Origin of the sequence: Aminobacter aminovorans, assembly GCF_900445235.1 — a bacterium.
Taxonomy (GTDB): Bacteria; Pseudomonadota; Alphaproteobacteria; order Rhizobiales; family Rhizobiaceae; genus Aminobacter; species Aminobacter aminovorans.
This window is the reverse complement of the sequence record NZ_UFSM01000001.1, coordinates 323,762-341,633: the sequence shown is the minus strand read 5'-3', so window position 1 is coordinate 341,633 and position 17,872 is coordinate 323,762. Positions and strand designations below refer to the sequence as shown.

At 65.9% G+C, this 17,872-nt stretch carries 6 protein-coding genes; 3 read left to right on the top strand and 3 right to left on the bottom strand.

The features are described 5' to 3' along the window. Nucleotides 1-129 precede the first annotated feature (129 nt). Both DY201_RS01685 and DY201_RS01680 read right to left on the bottom strand, forming a co-directional pair. Nucleotides 130-9,840: an autotransporter-associated beta strand repeat-containing protein gene (locus tag DY201_RS01685; protein WP_165915981.1), complete on the bottom strand. Its 9,711-nt coding sequence runs from the start codon at nt 9,838-9,840 to the stop codon at nt 130-132. Nucleotides 9,841-10,059: 219 nt separating this feature from the next. Continuing rightward, a complete protein-coding gene (locus DY201_RS01680; protein WP_342635168.1) occupies nt 10,060-10,923 on the bottom strand; it encodes a hypothetical protein in 864 nt (287 codons plus the stop codon). A gap of 364 nt (nt 10,924-11,287) precedes the next feature. Here DY201_RS01680 and DY201_RS01675 point away from each other — a divergent pair, with 364 nt between their 5' ends. The 3 genes from DY201_RS01675 to DY201_RS01665 all read left to right on the top strand — a co-directional run bounded on the left by DY201_RS01675 (nt 11,288) and on the right by DY201_RS01665 (nt 16,859). Next, nucleotides 11,288-12,454: an efflux RND transporter periplasmic adaptor subunit gene (locus DY201_RS01675; RefSeq protein WP_115729697.1), complete on the top strand. Its 1,167-nt coding sequence runs from the start codon at nt 11,288-11,290 to the stop codon at nt 12,452-12,454. Further along, nucleotides 12,451-15,534 carry an efflux RND transporter permease subunit gene (locus DY201_RS01670; protein WP_115729696.1) on the top strand — a complete coding sequence of 1,028 codons (3,084 nt, stop codon included), beginning with the start codon at nt 12,451-12,453 and terminating at the stop codon, nt 15,532-15,534. The genes DY201_RS01675 and DY201_RS01670 overlap by 4 nt, the downstream gene beginning before the upstream one ends. 194 nt (nt 15,535-15,728) lie before the next feature. Next, the gene (locus tag DY201_RS01665) at nt 15,729-16,859 is read left to right on the top strand and encodes a glycoside hydrolase family 3 protein (protein ID WP_115729695.1); all 1,131 of its coding nucleotides are present in this window, start codon (nt 15,729-15,731) and stop codon (nt 16,857-16,859) included. 13 nt (nt 16,860-16,872) lie between these two features. Here DY201_RS01665 and DY201_RS01660 read toward each other — a convergent pair whose 3' ends face one another. Continuing rightward, entirely contained in the window at nt 16,873-17,844 is a 972-nt protein-coding gene (locus DY201_RS01660; RefSeq protein ID WP_115733525.1) for a bile acid:sodium symporter family protein, read from the bottom strand. Nucleotides 17,845-17,872 lie beyond the last annotated feature (28 nt).

The window sequence follows — 17,872 nt, the reverse complement described above, 5'->3', positions numbered from 1 at the left end:
AGCTGGCTTTGAAAATGCAAGACGACCCCTAACAGGCCAAGCTGCTGGAGCCACCAGTCTTACCGTGATTTTCTGGATGAATGCATGACGCGAAGATCGTAGGAGCGGCGTCTCCGCCGCCCCGACTGATCAGAAACTCACGCCGAGATTGGCCCTGAAGCTCTGGTCGACCACGCCGGAACCGAACTGGCCGGCATAAGTGACGCCGAGCTTGGCATCAGGGGTGAGCGCGAGGTCGAGGCCGGCTTCGACGATCGCCACGTCCTTGGCGACCGGCGAGCCGGCGATGGTGAAGGCGCCGCCGCCTGAGAAGGCGACCGAGGTCATCGGGGTGACGTCGCCGAAGGCGTGGCGCCAGCCGGCCATGCCGTGCAGCGTGGCATCCATGCCGCGGATGGCGATGTCGGTGCTGGCCCTGACGCCGAGCGTCGTGAACGTCGTCTCGGCGGTCGAGGCGTCGGCCCTCAGCGCTGCCTGGCCGCCCTTTTCGGTGAAGCCGTCGGTCTTGACGTTGATGTAGGCAAGCGCTGCGAAGGGCTCGACGATCGCGTCGCCCGTCTGCAGGCGGTAGCTCGCCTCGCCGAAGACCTGGGTGATGCCGGCGTCATAGCTGGCGGTCAGCTTGTCTTTGAAGTTGGCAAAGGCAACGGTGCGGCTGGTTTCGATATGGTTCCAGCTGTAGGCGGCGCCGGCGCGCAGGCTGAACGCCTGCCACCGGCCGCCGGCAAAGACACCGGCATGGTAGGCGCTGCTGTCGCCCGAGGACGCGCGGTCGTCGGCATCGAAGCTGCCATTGCTGAAACCGGCGAAGGTACCGACGCGAAGGTTGTCGCCGATGCCGGCATCGAGACCGCCGATGAAGCCGCCGGTGGTCCGGCCGAAGGCTGCCGCGTTGCCGTCGCTGCCGGTTCTGCCCCAGGAACCATAGGCCTGGCCCCAGAATGCCATACGCTCGGTCGTCGCCTCGGCGATCTCTGGGCCGTCAGGGCCATAAGCCATGACGGGCAGGGCTGCAGTGCCGATGTCGCCGAAGGCAGCGCGGATACGGTCGTTGGCGGCACTGGCGAGGAAGCGGCTGTCCTGGACGAGCATGCCGCCGATGGAGGCGTGAACCTCGCCCGACAGCGTGTCGAAGGCCTTGCGCGCCGCGTCCTTGTCGAGATTGACGATCGCCTTGTAGATCGCGTGCTTGTTGCCCAGCTTGTCGGCCGCCCCGCCGGCGGCGAACTGGTTGCGGGTCGCGGCGATGTCGGTGAACTTGATGTCGTTGCGGTCGAGCGACAGGCCGACGGCGTTGCTGGTGTAGGTCAGCGTGGGGGTCAGGAAGGCGAGGTTGCTGGTGACGGAAGTGAACTGGCCGAGCACACCGGTTGCCGCGGTCAGGATGGTGTACTGCGTCGACGGCGCGTAGTTGCCGCTGCCGGCGAGCACTTGGACAGTACCGCCCGAGAGCGTCGCCTTGCCGGCGACCGAGAGTCTGTCCGATTTGGTCGTGTCGACGTCGACCTGGAAGGTCGAGCCGGCGGCGAAGCTGGCGTCACCAGTGACGCTGAGCGTACCGATCGAGCTGCCGGTGTTGACGATCGAGCCGGACTGCGCGGTCAGCTTGCCGACAATGCCGGTGCCGCCAAGGGTCGCTCCCGAGGCGACCGTCACCGCCGACTTGGCGAGCGAGCCGTTCACCGAGAGCTTGCCGGTGCTGACGGTCGTGTCACCCGAGAGCAGGCTGGTACCGGTCAGGGTGAGCGCGCCGTTGCCCGACTTGGTGAAGCTGCCGGTGCCGTTGATGGCATTGGCGAAGCTGGTGTCGGTGGCCTGGTCGATGATGAAGGCGGCGTTGTTGAGGATCGCGCCGCTGCCGAAGCTGGTGGCCGAGCCGGAGAGCGTGCCGGCGGAGATGGTCGTGCCGCCGGTGTAGCTGTTGGTGCCCGTCAGGACCGTCTTGCCCAATCCGATCTGCTTGACCGCTCCGCTGCCGGAGATCGCGCCGGCGAAGGTCAGCAGGTCGGAGCGGTTGAAGGCAAGCACGGCATTGTTCTCGACGTTGCCGACGATCGAGCCAGCCGTGCCGCCGCTGCCTATCTGCAGCGTGCCGGCGCTGATGGTGCCGGTCAACGTCAGCGTTTCCGAGCCGGTCTTGGTCAGCTTGCCCTGGCCGGAGATCGTGCCAGATGCGGTGAGGTCGGCCTTGACGTCGAAGGTGCCGCCGGCAAGGCGCAGCTCGATGTCGCGATCGGTGGTCATGGCGGCGGTATTGGTCAGGATGCCGCCGACGAAGGTGAGGCCGCCCGAAGCTGCGCCGAGATTGCCGTCGGAGGAGATCGACAGCGTGCCGCCTTTGATCGTGGTGCCGCCGGTGTAGCTGTTGGCGCCGCTGAGGACCAGCGTGCCGTAGTCGTCCTTGACCAGCCCGCCGGAACCGGTGAGCTCGGATTCGATCGATGCAACGGTGCCGGCGCTCGACACGGTTCCGTCGCCGACGCGGATGGTGGTTGCGGCATCATGAAGGCCGATCGCGTCGCCCTTGATGACGTAGCCGCTGGTGGCGAACTGCATGCCGGTGACTGCAATGGCGCCCTGATTGGCGTCGACAGTCACAGTGCCGGCGGTGCCCTGGAAGATGGCGTAGCCCGGTTGCGGCGTCATCGGCGCGTTGAAGGCGCCGTCCTGTCGGGTCCAGTTGCCGCTTGCGGCGCTCCATGTGCCGTCGCCGCCGTCGACGGTGCCGTTGTTGAGATTGCCACTGGCGCCGCCATCCCAGAAGGCGAGCGCCGTACCACCGGTGTTGATCAGGTTGATCTGCTGGGCAATCTGCGTCTGGATGGTGAGGTCGCTGGCCTGGAAGGCACCGGGAACGGTGCCGATGACCATGCCATTGTCGGTCAGCGAGCCGCCATAGTTGATCAAGCGATAGACGCCGGCGCCGAAATCGTTGCCGCCGCTGACATTGAGCTTGCCGTCGAGGATGAGGTTGCCGTTGACGTCGATACGGTCGCTCTGGGCGCCGAGTTCGAAGTCGAGATTGGCGCCGCTGGACAGGCTGAGCGAGCCGACCGTCAGCGTGCCCTTGCCGGCGCCGGGGGCGATATGGCCGCCGTCGGAGACTTCGACGCTGCCCGATACAGTGCCCGAGCCGGACAGCGTCGCGCCGCTGTCCACGGTGATGGCGGTGTTGCCGAGCTTGCCGTTGACCTGGAGCTCGCCCGCCTTGACCGAGGTCGCACCGGTGTAGATGCTCTCGCCTGACATGGTCTGCTTGCCGTTGCCCTGCTTGGTAAAGCCGCCAGTGCCCGACATGACGCCCTGATATTCGGTGTCGTCGCCGTTGCCCGATGTCAGCGTGCCGGCACCAAGCTTGACGTCGCCGGCGCCGGCCAGCGAGGCGATGGTCTGGCTGTGGCCGTCGAGGTCGAAGGTGGCGCCTGAGGCGACGCTGACGGCGCTGGCCGATGCGATCGTGTTTGCAGCCCCAGCCTTCAGCGTGCCGGCGTCGATCTTGGTTGCGCCGGTGTATGTGTTGGAACCTGACAGTGTGAAGGTGCCAGAACCCTGCTTGGTCAGGCCGCCGGAGCCGTTGATGACGCCGGAGAAGTCGGTCCAATCGTTGTTGCCGCCTGTGGTCAGGGTACCGGCACCGAGGGAAACCGTGCCCGCACCGGCGAGAGATCCGATGACCTGGTCGAAGCCGTCGAGATCGAGTTCCGTGCCGGTGGCGACTTCAACTGCGCTGGCCGAGGAGAAGCTGTTGACAGCCCCCGCCTTGAGGCTACCGCCATCGAGCCAGGTCTTACCGGTGTAGCTGTTGGCGCCGCTCAGAGTGAAGATGCCGCTGCCGACCTTGGACAGGTTGCCGGCGCCGGAAATCGAGCCGGAGAAAATGGTCGAGGCGTCGTTGCCGCCCGTCGTCAGCGTGACTTCTTGCGGCGAGCCCCAGAGCGGCCTGGCCACGCCGAGCGTGACCGAACCAGCGCCTGCCAGCGAGCCGATCTGCTGGTCGTAGCCGTCGAGGTCGAGCGTGGCGTCGGCCTTGACGGTCACCGCGCCAGTCATGTCAAATGCATTCGCATTGCCCGCCTTGAGCGTGCCTTCGCTGACTGTGGTCGGGCCACCGTGCTGCATGGCCTTGACGACGAGCGTGCCGTCGCCGGTCTTTTCCACGGCGCGTGGCACGCCGCCGCCCGACAGGATGACGCCCGACTGCGTGGCGGTGCCGGACGCGACCGACAGCACGGTGTTGTCCTGCTGCAGGGTCATGATGTTGGCAAGCTCGACGTCGGCGCCGTAGTCGAGGGCGCCGCCGAACATCATGATGTAGCCGGTGCCGGCGGCGAGGCTGTTTTCGAGCCGCAACGTTCCGGCAAGCGAGTAGACGATGCCGTCGAAACCGCCGCTGTCGCCCGACAGCGTAAGCTTGCCTTCGCCGTACTTCTTGAAGTCGCCTGAGCCTGAGATGTCGCCGTCGAAGGAACTGTCGTCCGACCGGTCGAAAGCGAGCGTGCCGGAATTGCTGACATTGCCGGACAGCGTGCCGCTTGTCTCGGATTTGCCGATCTGCAGGACGCTGCCGCTGTCGATCGTCGTGCCGCCGGAGTGGCTGATGTCGCCGCTCATCAGGACGATGCTGTTGCCAGTGAGGGTCACCGCGCCGCTCCCGGTGATGTCGCCGGCAAACTCGCCATTGGCCTCGGTATTGTTGAAGACCAGTCTGCTGTTGTTGAGCACGTCGCCCTTGATCGAGCCGCCATTTCCAATCTGCAAGGTGCCGGCGTTGATCGTCGTGCCGCCGGTGTAATAGTTGGCGGAGGTCAGCGTGGTGGTGCCGTCGCCGTTCTGCTCGACGCGCCCGGTGCCGCCGATGTAGCCGCCGATGACGAGGGCGTCGTCGGAGCGGTTGAAGGCAAGCACGCTGTTGTTGACGATGTCGCCGGCAACGGAGCCCGACGTGCCGCCATCACCAAGCTGCAGGGTGCCCGACGAGATGGTGGTCTTGCCGGTGTAGGTGTTTTCGCCGGTCAGGATCAGCGTGCCGAGGCCGAACTTGTCGAGCTCGGTCATGTCGCCGTCGGCGATGACGGATCCGATGGTTGCCGTCACGCCGTTGTCGGTGTTGATGAAGCTCGCTTTTTCGTTGCCGTGGGGATTGCCCGACAGGGCGAGGATGCCGCCGACGAGATGGTAACCGTCGGTCGAGAACTGCAGGCCCTGGAAGGCCAGCGTGCCATAGGCGTTGACCGTGCCGGCCGTGCCGGCGAACACGCCGACCTCGCCGCGCCAGCCTGCGTTGATGGTGGCTTCTCCTGGCGCCCCGGTCCAGTTGCCGTTCGACGCGTTCCAGGTGCCGGTGCCGCCGTCGACCGTGCCGTTGCCTGAAGTATCCGAGCCGTCCCAGAACTGCAGCAGCTGGTTGTTGTTGCGGATGAGCAGGTTGACCTGGTTGGCGACCGCCGTGCTGATGAAGGCGTCGGTGGGAAGCGTGTGGAACGATCCGGTGACCATGCCCGAGAAGTTGAACAGGCGGTAGTAGCCGGTCACTGCGTCGGGGGTCTCCAGCGTGCCGCTGAGCGTCAGGTTGCCATTGACGACGACGAGGTCGTTGGTCAGGCCACCGACAACGCCAGGTTTGCCGAGCTCGAAGACGCTGGTGGAGCCACCATCGAGGGTAAGGTCGCCATCGACGGTCAGCGTGCCCGGGCTATTGCCGGCCGAGAGCGTGCCGTAGATCGTGGTGTCGGCAATGGTGCCGCTGCCGCCGATGGTCGCGCCGGCATCGACCGTGACGCTGGAGGACGACGCAATCGAGCCGTTGACGACCAGCTTGCCGGCGGAAACCCTGGTCGCGCCGGTGTAGCTGCTGGTGCCTGTGAGAATGGTGGTGCCGGACCCGACCTGCTCGAACGTGCCGGTGCCCGAGATGGCGTTGGCGACGGTGACGATATCAGAGCGGTTGAAGGAAAGGGTGCCGGCGTTCTGGACGTTGCCCGAACCTAGCTTGCCTGACGTAGCGCCATCGCCGACCTGCAGCGTGCCGCCGATGACGCTGGTGGTGCCGGTATAGCTGTTCTCGCCCGATAGCACAGTGGTGCCGCTGCCCTTCTGCGCGAGACCACCCGTGCCGGACAGGATGCCATTGAAGGTCACCTGGTTCGACCTGTTGAACGCAAGTGTGCTGTCGTTCAGGGCGACGACCGAGTTGCTGCCGATGCCGCCGCCCGAAGTGCCATCGCCGATCTGCAAAGTGCCGCCGAAAAGCGACGTGGTGCCGGACATTGTGTTGGGGCCGCTCAGGGTCAACGTGCCGTAGCCGTACTTCTCCATGGTGCCTGTGCCGGAGAAGCTGTTACCGAGGGTGAAGTCGCCGTCGCGGTTGAGTACCAGCATCGCGTTGTTGACGACCGCGCCGCTGCCGAGCGTGGCAGGGTCGCCGTTGCCGAGGATAAGCTTGCCAGCTGCGATGGTCGTTCCGCCGGAGTAGCTGTTGACGCCATTGAGGGTCAGCTCGCCCGACCCCGTCTTGACAAGGCTGCCCGAGCCGCTGATCGCGCCGTTGAGCAGCATGTAGGTGTCGGTGTCGAGCGTGGCGGCGGCATCGAGATCGAAAGCATTCTCGAGCCAGGCGTTGGCGCCGTGCAGGGTTGCCGCGCCGCCGAAGGTGACGGTGCCGGTGCCGAGCCCTCCGCTTCCGTCGACCTCAAGGGTGCCGCCATCGATGTAAGTGCCGCCGGTATGAGTGCTGGGCCCGCGCATGAGGAGCCTGCCGGAGCCGGTTTTCACAAGCTCGGTGCCGGCACCGCTCAGGCCCCAGATGCCGGTTCGGCCGCTGCCGTTGACGGTCAGCCGGTGGCCGTTGCCGTCCACGCCGCCGAAGAACACGATGCCGGTGTCCGCTTCCGTCAGGACCAGCGCGGTGCCGCTCAGGCTAGCCCGGGTCATGGCACTGCTTTCGCCGGAGACCGTGTGGAGGGCACCCTTTCCGTTTGCGCCGATACCATTGAGCCTCAGCGCGCGTGTGTTGATCGACATTTCACCGTCGATCTCAAGCGTTGCGTTGGCCGCGACATCGATGGCGCTCGAACCGCTGCCGAGTGCACTTGCGTTGCCGACATTCAAGGTGCCGGCATTCACGGCGATGCCGCCGAGGAAGGAATTGGTGCCGGTCAGGATCGTCTTGCCGGTGCCGTTCTGGCTGAATCCGCCATTGCCGGAGATGCTGTTGGCAAGTGTATAGGTGTCGGAGCGGTTGACGGCGAGCGTGCCATTGTAGTTGCTGATCGCGCCAAGAACGGAGCCGGTGGTCCCACCATTGCCGAGCTGGAGCGTGCCTGAGTAGATCTCGGTGCCGTTGGAATACGTGTTGTCGGCGGCAAGGATCGTGGTTCCGCCGCCCAGCATGGTCACCGTGCCGCCGCCGGAAATGACGCCACCGAAGGTCAGCGTGCCGGCGCGGTTGAACGACAGCGTGGTGCTGCTGGCCAGCTCGACATTGCCGGCGAGCGAGCCTGATGCGCCGCCATCGCCGATCTGCAATTGTCCACCGCTCACCGTGGTGCCGCCGCTGTGGGTATTGGCTCCTGTGAGCGTGAGCAGGCCGCTGCCCACCTTGGCCAGCGAGCCGGAGCCCGAAGTAGCGCCGGCGAAGGTCGAGGAGACATCGCCCAGGCCGACGGTCAGGGCACCCGCGCCGAGCGCAACCGCGCCGGTGCCGGTCAGCCTGCCGATGGTCTGGGCCTTGCCGTTGAGGTCGAATGTGGCGCCCCAGGCGACGGAAAGATCCTTGCCGAACAGCAGGCTGCCGCCGGTGGCGAGCCTGAGCGTGCCGGCGTTGACCGCGGTGCCGCCGGCATAGGTGTTGGCGGCGCCGAGCACCACCGTGCCGTCGCCTGATGTGCTCAGCGCGCCAGCGCCGCTGAGCAGGCCGTTATAGGTCAGCGTCATACCGGCATCCGCCGAAAGCCCGGCGCCGCTGGCGCCAAGGGTCGCGTCGCGGCCGGTGGCGAAGGACGCGGTGGCGTTCAGCGTGCCGCCGCTGAAGCTCAGCGCGCCGTTGCCGAGGCTGGCGTCTGAAGCCACCGACAGCGTGCCGCCCGAGATGTTGGTGCCGCCGGTGTAGGTGTTGGTGCCGGTCAGGGTGACCGTGCCGGCGCCGATCTTGTTGAGCACTGCCGTGCCGGTGAGTTTCGTCGCGTAGGACCCGGCGTTGAAGTTGAAGGCGGTCGACGCCTCGATGGTGCCGGCGCCGGCGGCGTTGCCGCCGGTCGAGGTCAGGGTGGCGAGCGAAAGCGTGCGCCCCCCGCTGATGTCGATGGTGCCGCCCGCGCCGTTGGTCAGTTCGCCGATGCCGGTCAGGTTGCCCCCCGTCAGCGACAGCGTGCCATTGTTGCTGAAGGTGACGTTGCTGGCGGTGACGTCGCCGGCCTTCACGTTGACGGTGCCGCGATTGACGAACTGGCCCCAGCCGCCCGACAGCGTGCCGCGGCCGTTGAAGTTCAGTGTCGCGCCGGTTTCGTTCGTCCATCCGCCGGCAGCGTTGACGGTGCCGGTGTCGGCGACATTGATGGTGCCGTTGTTGAGGACGCCGCCATTTGTCGTTTCGAGCGTTGCACCCGAGGCGATGTTCATCGTCGCGAAGTTCGTGCCCATGTCCAGGCTGAGCGACCTGCCGGTGTCGACGGTGACGAGGCCATAGTTCTTCAGGTCGTAGATGGACCTGGCGTTGTTGGCGGAACTGGCCCCTTGCACCTTCATCTCGGCGCCGCCGTCGATCAGGACCCAGGTCGGCCTGGTGCCGTAGGAATAGGTGCCCGAGATCGTAGTTACGCCGGCGTCGAGATGGATCGCACCCTGCACCGTGCCCTGGTTGGGGGCGGAACCCAGGCTGTTGATGCTGTTGGTGCCGCCGGTGATGTAGATTGCGTCCTGCCCGCTGAGCGTGCGCCTGATCGCGCCCGCGGTGCCGATGGTGATGTTAAGGTTCTGGCCGCGAATACCGACACCGCTGGCGCCGCTCGCCGCCCTGTTGCCATTCCAGCCGCCGCCTGCGGCGCCTTCGACGCCAGAGACATCGCCATTGACGATGATCGTTGCGCCATTCGGGTCGGTGACCGAGATGCCATGGCCACCACTGCCGCCGCCGCCATGATCGCGTGGGTACAGTGTTCCACCTGGACCGCCATTGGAGTTGCCGGCTTCCCCCTCACCACCCAGGCCACCACGCACGAACACGCCCGCGCCAACTGTTACGGTTGTCGAACCGCTGGTGCCGCCGATTACAATGCCGCTGCCCCCGCCCCCGCCCCCGCCGCCGCCGGCGATCGAGGTGCCGCCAATCTGGACGCCGCCGTAACCACCCTTGCCGCCTTTGCCGCCAGTCGAGCTCTGGCTGACGGTAACGTTGCCCGAGTTGATCACCAGCCCCGCGCCGCCGCCGCCACCACCACCGCCGCCGCCAGCGCCGTTATAGCCGGCGCCACCGCCAGCACCGCTGTCGGCAGCACCGCCGCCGCCGCCGCCGAAGCCGTTGGTCCCGCCGTTGCCGCCGTTGGTGCCGGAAGGCTGTCCGTTGCCCGACTGGCCGCCAGCGCCGCCGCCGCCGCCCGACGCTAGCACTGCACCCATGCCGGTACCTCCGGCTCGGGTGCCGGAACCGTTGCCGCCATTGCCGCCGTCTGCACCCGTGGTCTGTGCGGCAGCCGGGCCGACGGCGGCTGGCATCACCAGCGGAGCAACAAGTGCTGTGCAGGTCAAAAGCGCGGCGCGGTAGATGCCATAGCGGGACGGCGCGCAGTGATCTCCGGTTACATGGTCATGCCGTGCTGCTTCATTTCGGCTGCGAATGCTGCTCACGTGATATTCCCCGGATCGCGGACGCAAACCGGCAGCCGGCGGCGCGCAAGGCTCCGCCGGCGCCGCGACAGGTGTTGTCGGCGCAGTTCACATCGGCTGCTAAGTTCAGCTCCGGCGCCCGCCCAAAAACCCCAAGCGCCGGATGAACGGGACCCTATGCCCGCCGAAAAAGGGGGTCAATTGTTAGAGACTGACTATTATTGGGGGGAATTTCGGCCGTTATTGCAGGTGTTTAGCCGATTTCGGGGCGAGGGAGGCCTCGTATGCCGCGTCGATGACGGCGAGCTTCGCGGCCTGTGCGGCGGCAATTTCGCCGAGGAAACCCCTGGATACCCACATCACCGAACTGCCGCGCTTGCCGCGCCAGCCGATGCTGCCAAGGCTCTCGGCCTCGCGCAACTTGCGGGCGAGATGCGACCGCGACAATTGCAGCCACAGGCCCATTTCGGCGATCGAGGTGATGCTTGTCGACAGCTGCTCGGCATCGGTGGTGGCTTCTTCCAGCCCGGCGATCAGCCGCTCCATGATGATGCCGCCATTGTTGAGCCATGTGAACAGCGAGAAGGTGTTGGCCGGCTCGCGGATGGCATGCGAGGACAACAGCCCGTCGCAGATCAGCGGCTCGATACGGGCCAGGCCGTCCGATGTCGCCAGATAGGTGGCTAGGCGCTGGCCGCCGTCGAGGCCGTCGAGCGTCGCCAGATGCACCATGACCCAGCCGTGTATCGCATCTATCGTCGATTGCGAGGGACGCACCGGCCGTGCGCGTCGATCGTCGGTCTCGGGGCAATACTCGATGTAGCCGTAGTTGAGCAGCTCCTTGATGAAGGCGTCGGCTGTGTTGCGGCTCGCCACCGCATGGGCCTGGGTCATGTCGAGGAAGCGCGAGGTCAGCAGCCCTGACTCGCCGGCTTCCCGCCGGAAGTACAGGGCGAAGCCGATATGGCCCATCAGCCAGCGCTGCTGAGTGGCGAAGACGGAGGACTGACGGGGATTGGCCTCGTAGGCCATCAGCAATGCCTGCGACTGCCGCCGGATGAACTCCTGCAGCGCGGCGTGGCTGGCGATTTCGTCCGCAGTCATCGGCAAGAATCGGCCCTCGAACTGTTTGCTATATCCGCGCATCGACCCTTATCTGTCCAGCCCCGTCGAAGTAGTCTGGCATGCTGTCGATGAAGTGATGGGCATGGCATGCGCCTGAGCAAATCTAACTCGGCAAATCACCTTCCGATGAGCCTTAACAAGGGAAATTCAAGCTGCCGATGCAAAAACTGCCGGCTGCATGCGTCACGACAGATTGCTGCAATGGTGCTCTGTCATTTGGCTGATCATGAAAACGGGTCTGGCCCAAATATTAGATTGATCAATCGAATAATGGTACGCTGGCTTGGAGGATGCCGGCGGACGCCGGTCTTCGGAGACATCTGACTGTGGAAAGTTTGTACCAATGACGCACTATCTTCACCGCCGGGCGCGGATCGCGGCGGCGGTCGCGGCGCTGCTGGCAAGCACGGTCCTGCCCGCGGCGGCCGACACCGCCGCCAATGCCGCGGTGCAGGGCGAAACCGCCAGGCGGCTGGTGTCGACCTTCGTCGTGGCCAGCGACATGACCGAATGGACGCTGTCGTTCACCGGCGTGCTTGCTGCCCGCGAGGAGGTTGCCGTCGGCGCGCCGTTCCAGGAACAGCGCATAGCAAGCGTCGAGGTCGAGGTCGGCGATCGGGTCGAGGCCGGCCAGATCCTGGTCCGGCTGGACACGGCGATGCGCGAAAACCAGCTGCACGAGAGCGAAGGCCGGCTGGCGCGGGCCAAGGCAGCACTTGCCCAGCAGCAGGCCAAGGCGTCACAGGCGCTGGCGGCACTGCAGCGCGCGACGACGCTGAAGCATTCGGGCGCGCTGTCGGCACAGGGCTATGCCGACCGTGCCTCGACCGAGGCTGTCGAGCGCGAGGGTGTTGCCTTGGCGCAGGCCGAGGTCGACCAGGCCGAGGCCCAGCTCACCGAATCCCGCCGGCTGGTCGAGCGCAACGTTATCGTGGCGCCGGTCGCCGGCGTCGTGTCGGAACGCCACGCCAATGCCGGCGCGCTGACCGGATCGGACCCGCTGATCAGGCTGATCCGCGACGGCGACGTCGAACTGGCGGCGGAGATCCCGGAACGCGAGTTGCCGCAACTGGCCGTCGGCCAGGCTGCCTCGGTTACCTTGCCGGGCGTGGACGGCAAGATCCCTGGAACGGTCCGGCTGATCTCGCCGAAGATCGATCGCGAAACCCGTCTCGGCGTGGCACGCATCGCCTTCAAGACGGCCACCCCCCTTTTTTCCGGCGCCTTTGCTCGCGCCGCGGTCGTGGTAGCCAAGCGCCAGGCGATTGTCATCGCGGATTCGGCGCTGATCTACGGCGGCAAGGACAAGACATCGGTCTTCGTCGTCGAGGATGGCAAGGTCGACCTGCGGCCGGTCCAGACAGGCATGCGCAACAATGGCAGGCTGGAAATCCGCGCCGGCCTCAAGGAAGGCGACATCGTCGTCGCCAAGGCTGGTGCCTCGCTGCGCGACGGCGACGTGGTCGCCACCACCGACACCGGCGCCAAGACTGGAAGCGTCAGGCCATGATCAGCAACATCTCCGCCTGGGCGATCCGCAAGCCGGTACCCACCATCGTGTTGTTCGTCGTGGCGACGCTGGCCGGCATCGCCGCCTTCATGCGCCTCCCGGTCAACGCCAATCCGAGCCTGTCTTTCCCGATCGTCACCGTCTCGGTGACGCAGCCAAGCGCCGCGCCCGCCGAGATGGAGAGCCAGATCACCCGTCGCGTCGAGGGCTCCATCTCCGGCCTCGCGGGCGTCAAGAACATCCGCTCGACGATCAAGGACGGCGTGTCGACGACCACGGTCGAGTTCAAGATCGGCGTCGATCCCGACCGCGCGACCAACGACGTCCGCGAGTCTGTCGGCCAGATAAGGTCCGACCTGCCGCAGTCGATCCAGGAGCCGGTCGTCTCGCGTGTCGACGTCGAAGGCGGTGCCATCCTCTATTTCACCATGCAGGCGCCCCAGATGTCGGCACTCGACGCCTCGTGGTTCGTCGAGGACATGGTCAGCCGCGAACTGCTTGCAGTGCCGGGCGTGCAGAAGGTCGAGCGCTTCGGCGGCGTCAACCGCGAGATAACGGTCTCGCTCGACCCCGACAGACTGCTTGCGCTCGGTGTCACCGCCGACCAGGTCAATACCGCGCTACGCAGCATCAATGTCAATGTTCCCGGCGGACGCGGCGAGGTCGGCGACCGGGAGCAGTCGATCCGCACGCTTGGCAGCGTCACCTCCTTCGACCAGTTGCTCAGCCTCTCCGTGTCCCTGCCGGGCAAGCGCTGGGTGCAGCTCAACGACATCGCCACCATCACCGACGGGCCGACCGAAGCCCGCGGCTTTGCCCGCTACAATGGCGACGCCGTCGTCGGCTTCTCGGTCTATCGCGCCAAGGGCTACAGCGACACGGCTGTTGCCGACGCGGTGACCAAGCGGCTTGGCGAGATCACAGCGCGGACATCCGACGTCGCCTTCGTCGAGGTGATCTCCAACGTCGAATACACGCTCGAAAGCTACAACGCCGCGGTAACCGCGTTGCTCGAAGGCGCCGGCCTGACCGTCCTCGTGGTGTTCCTGTTCCTGCGCAACTGGCGCGCCACGCTGATCGCTGCGGTCGCCATGCCGCTGTCGATCCTTCCGACCTTCGCCGTCATGGATCTGCTCGGCTACACGCTGAACGGCGTCAGCCTGCTGGCGCTGACGCTGGTGATCGGCATCCTCGTCGACGATGCCATCGTCGAGATCGAGAACATCGAGCGCCATGTCGACATGGGCCGGCGGCCATATCTCGCCTCGATCGAGGCGGCCGACGCGATCGGCCTGGCGGTGGTGGCAACGACGCTGACCATCGTCGCCGTGTTCGCGCCGGTCAGCTTCATCGGCGGTGCCGTCGGCCAGTATTTCCGGCAGTTCGGCATCACCGTTGCCGTTGCCGTAATGATCTCGCTGGTCGTCGCGCGCCTGCTGACGCCGCTGATGGCAGCCTACCTGCTGCAGCCCAAACCTGCCGGTCACCACGCCGCCGAACCCTCGCGCCTGTCGCGACGCTATCTCGCGCTTCTCGGCTGGACGCTCGATCATCGCAAGACGACGTTTGCGCTGGTCGGTGCGTTTTTTATCGGCTCGGTGCTTCTTTTGTCACAGCTTTCAACCGGCTTCGTGCCCGGCACCGACAGCAACGTCTCCGAGGCCAGCATCACCTTGCCGCCGGGCACCAGGCTCGACGAGACGGCGCGTGTCTCCGACCACATCGTCGCGCAGCTGCTGAAGCGCCAGGAAGTGGCGAGCGTCCTGGCCATCACCGGCGACGTCAACAGGGTGTCGCTGATCATCAGGCTGAAGCCGCGCGACGAAAGGCAGGTCTCGCGCAAGGAGTTCGAGCTCTCTGTGCTTCCCATCCTGGCCAGCGTGCCGGATATCCAGTTCAGCTTCGCCAGCGACTCCGGCGGCAAGGAGCTGTCGGTCTTCCTCGCCGGCAACAATCCGGAGGAGCTGAACAAGGCCGCACGCCAGCTCGAGAACGAGATGCGCAAGCTGCCGCAGCTGGTCAACGTGCTGTCCAACCAGCCTCCGGCGGCGCCGGAACTGCTGGTCAGGCCGCGCATGGACGAGGCGGCACGCCTTGGTGTCTCCGTGGTCTCGCTCGGCACCGTGGCGCGCATCGCAACCCTCGGCGAGACCGACGCCAATTCGGCGCAGTTCAACCTCGGCGACAGGCTGGTGCCGATCCGCGTGCTGCTCGACAAGTCGGCGCGCGGCGACCTCGAGACATTGCGCAACCTGAGGGTCGGTACCGACAGCGGCGCCGTGGTGCCACTGACGTCGGTGGCCGACATCGACTTCGGTGCCGAGGAAGGCAAGGTCGAACGGCTCGACCGCAAGCGCATGGTAGCAGTCGAGGCCAATTTGAACGGGGTGACGATCGGCGACGCGATGGCAGCCGTCGAGGCACTGCCGCTGCTCAAGAACCTTCCGCCCAGCGTGGCACACGTCAAATATGGCGCCTCGGAAGAGATGGGCGAAATGTTCCGCGGCTTCGCGCTGGCGCTGGTAGCGGGCATCCTGATGGTAATGGCGGTACTGGTGCTGCTGTTCAGGAACTTCCTGCAGCCGCTCACCATCCTGGTAGCCCTGCCGCTGTCGCTGGGCGGCGCCGCCCTTGCCCTGCTGCTTTATGGCGCGGCACTCGACCTGTCGTCGACGATCGGCATCCTGATGCTGATGGGCATCGTCTGCAAGAACTCGATCCTGCTCGTCGACTACGCCATCGACTGCCGTGCCCAGGGCATGGAGCGTCGCGATGCGCTGATGCAGGCGGGCATGACCCGCGCCCGGCCGATCATCATGACGACGATCGCCATGGTCGCCGGCATGGTACCCGCAGCGGCAGGCATCGGTGCCGACGCCAGCTTCCGCGCACCGATGGCGGTTGCGGTGATTGGCGGACTGATCACCTCGACGCTGCTCAGCCTTGTCGTCGTGCCGGTCATGTTCACCTCGATGGACGACCTCAACGCCTGGTTCGCCCGTCGTCTCAAGCGCCTGACGTCGGTGACCGAGGCGGATCGCGCCGAAGGCGAGCTGATCGCCGAGCGGGCGCAAGGCTGAAGGGCGGCCTGTCCGGGACCGAATGACGATACTGGCGGTCGATGGAAATTTAGCCCCCGGTTACGCCGGCTCGCATCTTTTGCGGGGCGGCTTTTCCGAAAGCGATTCCGAATCCTGCGCTCATGTACTAAGGACTTGTTTGGATCGGTCTGCCACAAAGAGGTAGCGGATTTCAGGCGGAGTGTGGCACAGCAATGGATCTCTCATTCGATCTCGGGCGCGGTCCTGCGTCCTATGGACACCGGTTTCTGATCGGCCTGCAGCCCGGCCACACGCTCGGCGACAAGGACAAGCGGCTGCTGTCGCTGCTCAAACCGGCCGGCGTCGTGCTGTTCCGCGCCAACTTCCTGCCCGACGCGCCCTATGAGGACTGGCTCGACAACCACGCCAGACTGCTGTCCGACGTGCGCGAATACATCGAGCGCGACGAGGTGATCGTTTCGATCGACCATGAGGGCGGCGGCGTGCTGCGTCCGCCCGCGCCGATCACCGCCTTCGCCTATGCTCGCGAGTGGCCGAAGCAAGCCGCCGATGTCGGAAAGGCAATGGGCGTCGAATTGCGCTCGCTCGGCTTCAACGTCAATTTCGCGCCCGTCGTCGACGTCAATTCAAACCCGGCCAATCCGGTCATCGGCCAGCGCTCGTTCGGCACGACGCCTGACGATGTGGTGCCGGCGGCGCGGGCGTTTCTTGACGCGATGCAGGCCGAAGGCGTGCTCGGTTGCCCCAAGCATTTCCCCGGCCATGGCGATACGGCCGTCGATTCGCACTATTCGCTGCCGGTCATCGACGTCGATCCCCGGACCTTCCGTAGCCGCGAGCTCGAGGCATTCCGACATTTCAACGATGCGCAGACGCGGATGATCATGACCGCTCACATCGTCATTTCGCAGATCGATCCAGGCATCCCGGCGACGATGTCGAAGGTGATCCTGCAGGATATACTGCGCAAGGAACTGGGTTATGAAGGCGTCGTCGTCAGCGACGATCTCGGCATGAAGGCGATCTCCGACCGTCTCGACAAGCCCGAGACGACGATCCGCATCATTAACGCCGGCTGCGACCTGCTGTGCATGTGCGCCTACTGGGCCGACACCGAGATCATCACGCGCATGATCGACTACATGGCGGCCGGGCTGAAGGCGGGCGAGATCAAGGAGCGCGCGCTCGAACAGTCGTTCACCCGCGTCGCCGGCCTTTTGGCGGACCTGCCCAACCACAAGGTGGAAGTGCTTGGCGAGGAGACCTTCGAGCAGCACGCCTCGGTCGCCCCGCTGCGCGCCCGTTCGCTGCCGGCCAACCACGGTGGCGCCACCAAGATCTAGGTTTTCGGCGCGGCTACTGCGCCGCGCCCTGGGCCTCGGCGAGGGTCGCACTTTCGGCGGCGTTGCGCTCGGCGTAGCGCCTGGCCATCCAGGCGCAGACCATCAGCTGCATCTGGTGGTAGAGCATCAAGGGCAGCACGATCGCGCCGATCTCCTGGCCGGCGAAGATGACGTTGGCCATCGGTACGCCCGAGGCCAGGCTCTTGTGCGAGCCGCAGAAGGCGACGGTGATCTCGTCCTGCCGGGAAAAACCGAGGAAGCGACTGGCAGAGATGGTGACGGCCAGCACGGTCGACAACAGGAAGGCGGCGATCAGCAGCAGCACCACCAGCGACTGTAGCGGCAGCTGCTGCCAAAGGCCTGCGACCATCGCCTTGGAGAAGGCGAGATAGATCACCATCAGGATCGAGCCGCGGTCGACGATGGTCACCAGCCATTTGTGCCGGGCGAGCCAGCCGGCAAGCCAGGGCTGGACGAGCTGGCCGGCGATGAACGGCGCCAGAAGCTGCAGCATGATGCCTTCGATCGCCGACAGCGACACGCCGCCGCCTCCGGTCTTGGCGAACAGCAGTCCGACCAGAAGCGGCGTCAGGAACATGCCGATGATGTTGGAGGCGGAGGCCGAACACACAGCGGCCGGAACATTGCCGCCGGCAAGTGCGGTAAAGGCGATGGACGACTGCACCGTCGACGGCAGCACGCACAGGAACAGCACGCCGGCATAGAGCGCTGCCGGCAGCACGGTCGGCACCAGCAGGCCGAGCGCCAGCCCGATGATCGGGAACAGCACGAAAGTGGTCGAAAACACCAAAAGGTGCAGCCGCCAATGCGTCATGCCGGCAATCACCGTCGCCCGTGACAGCCGTGCGCCATGGAGGAAGAACAGCAGCGCGATGGCAATGTTGGTCGCGGTGCCGAAATGGCCGGCAAAGCTGCCCTGCGCCGGCAGCAGCGATGCCAGCGCGATGCAGGCGACCATCAGCATGATGAAAGTGTCGGGACGAAAACGTGCA

Bases quoted from the DNA above. Each gene is read 5' to 3' on its own strand.
- DY201_RS01680 (WP_342635168.1), bottom strand. From the start codon at position 10,923: ATGACTGCGGACGAAATCGCCAGCCACGCCGCGCTGCAGGAGTTCATC.
- DY201_RS01675 (WP_115729697.1), top strand. From the start codon at position 11,288: ATGACGCACTATCTTCACCGCCGGGCGCGGATCGCGGCGGCGGTCGCG.
- DY201_RS01670 (WP_115729696.1), top strand. From the start codon at position 12,451: ATGATCAGCAACATCTCCGCCTGGGCGATCCGCAAGCCGGTACCCACC.
- DY201_RS01665 (WP_115729695.1), top strand. From the start codon at position 15,729: ATGGATCTCTCATTCGATCTCGGGCGCGGTCCTGCGTCCTATGGACAC.
- DY201_RS01660 (WP_115733525.1), bottom strand. From the start codon at position 17,844: ATGCTGATGGTCGCCTGCATCGCGCTGGCATCGCTGCTGCCGGCGCAG.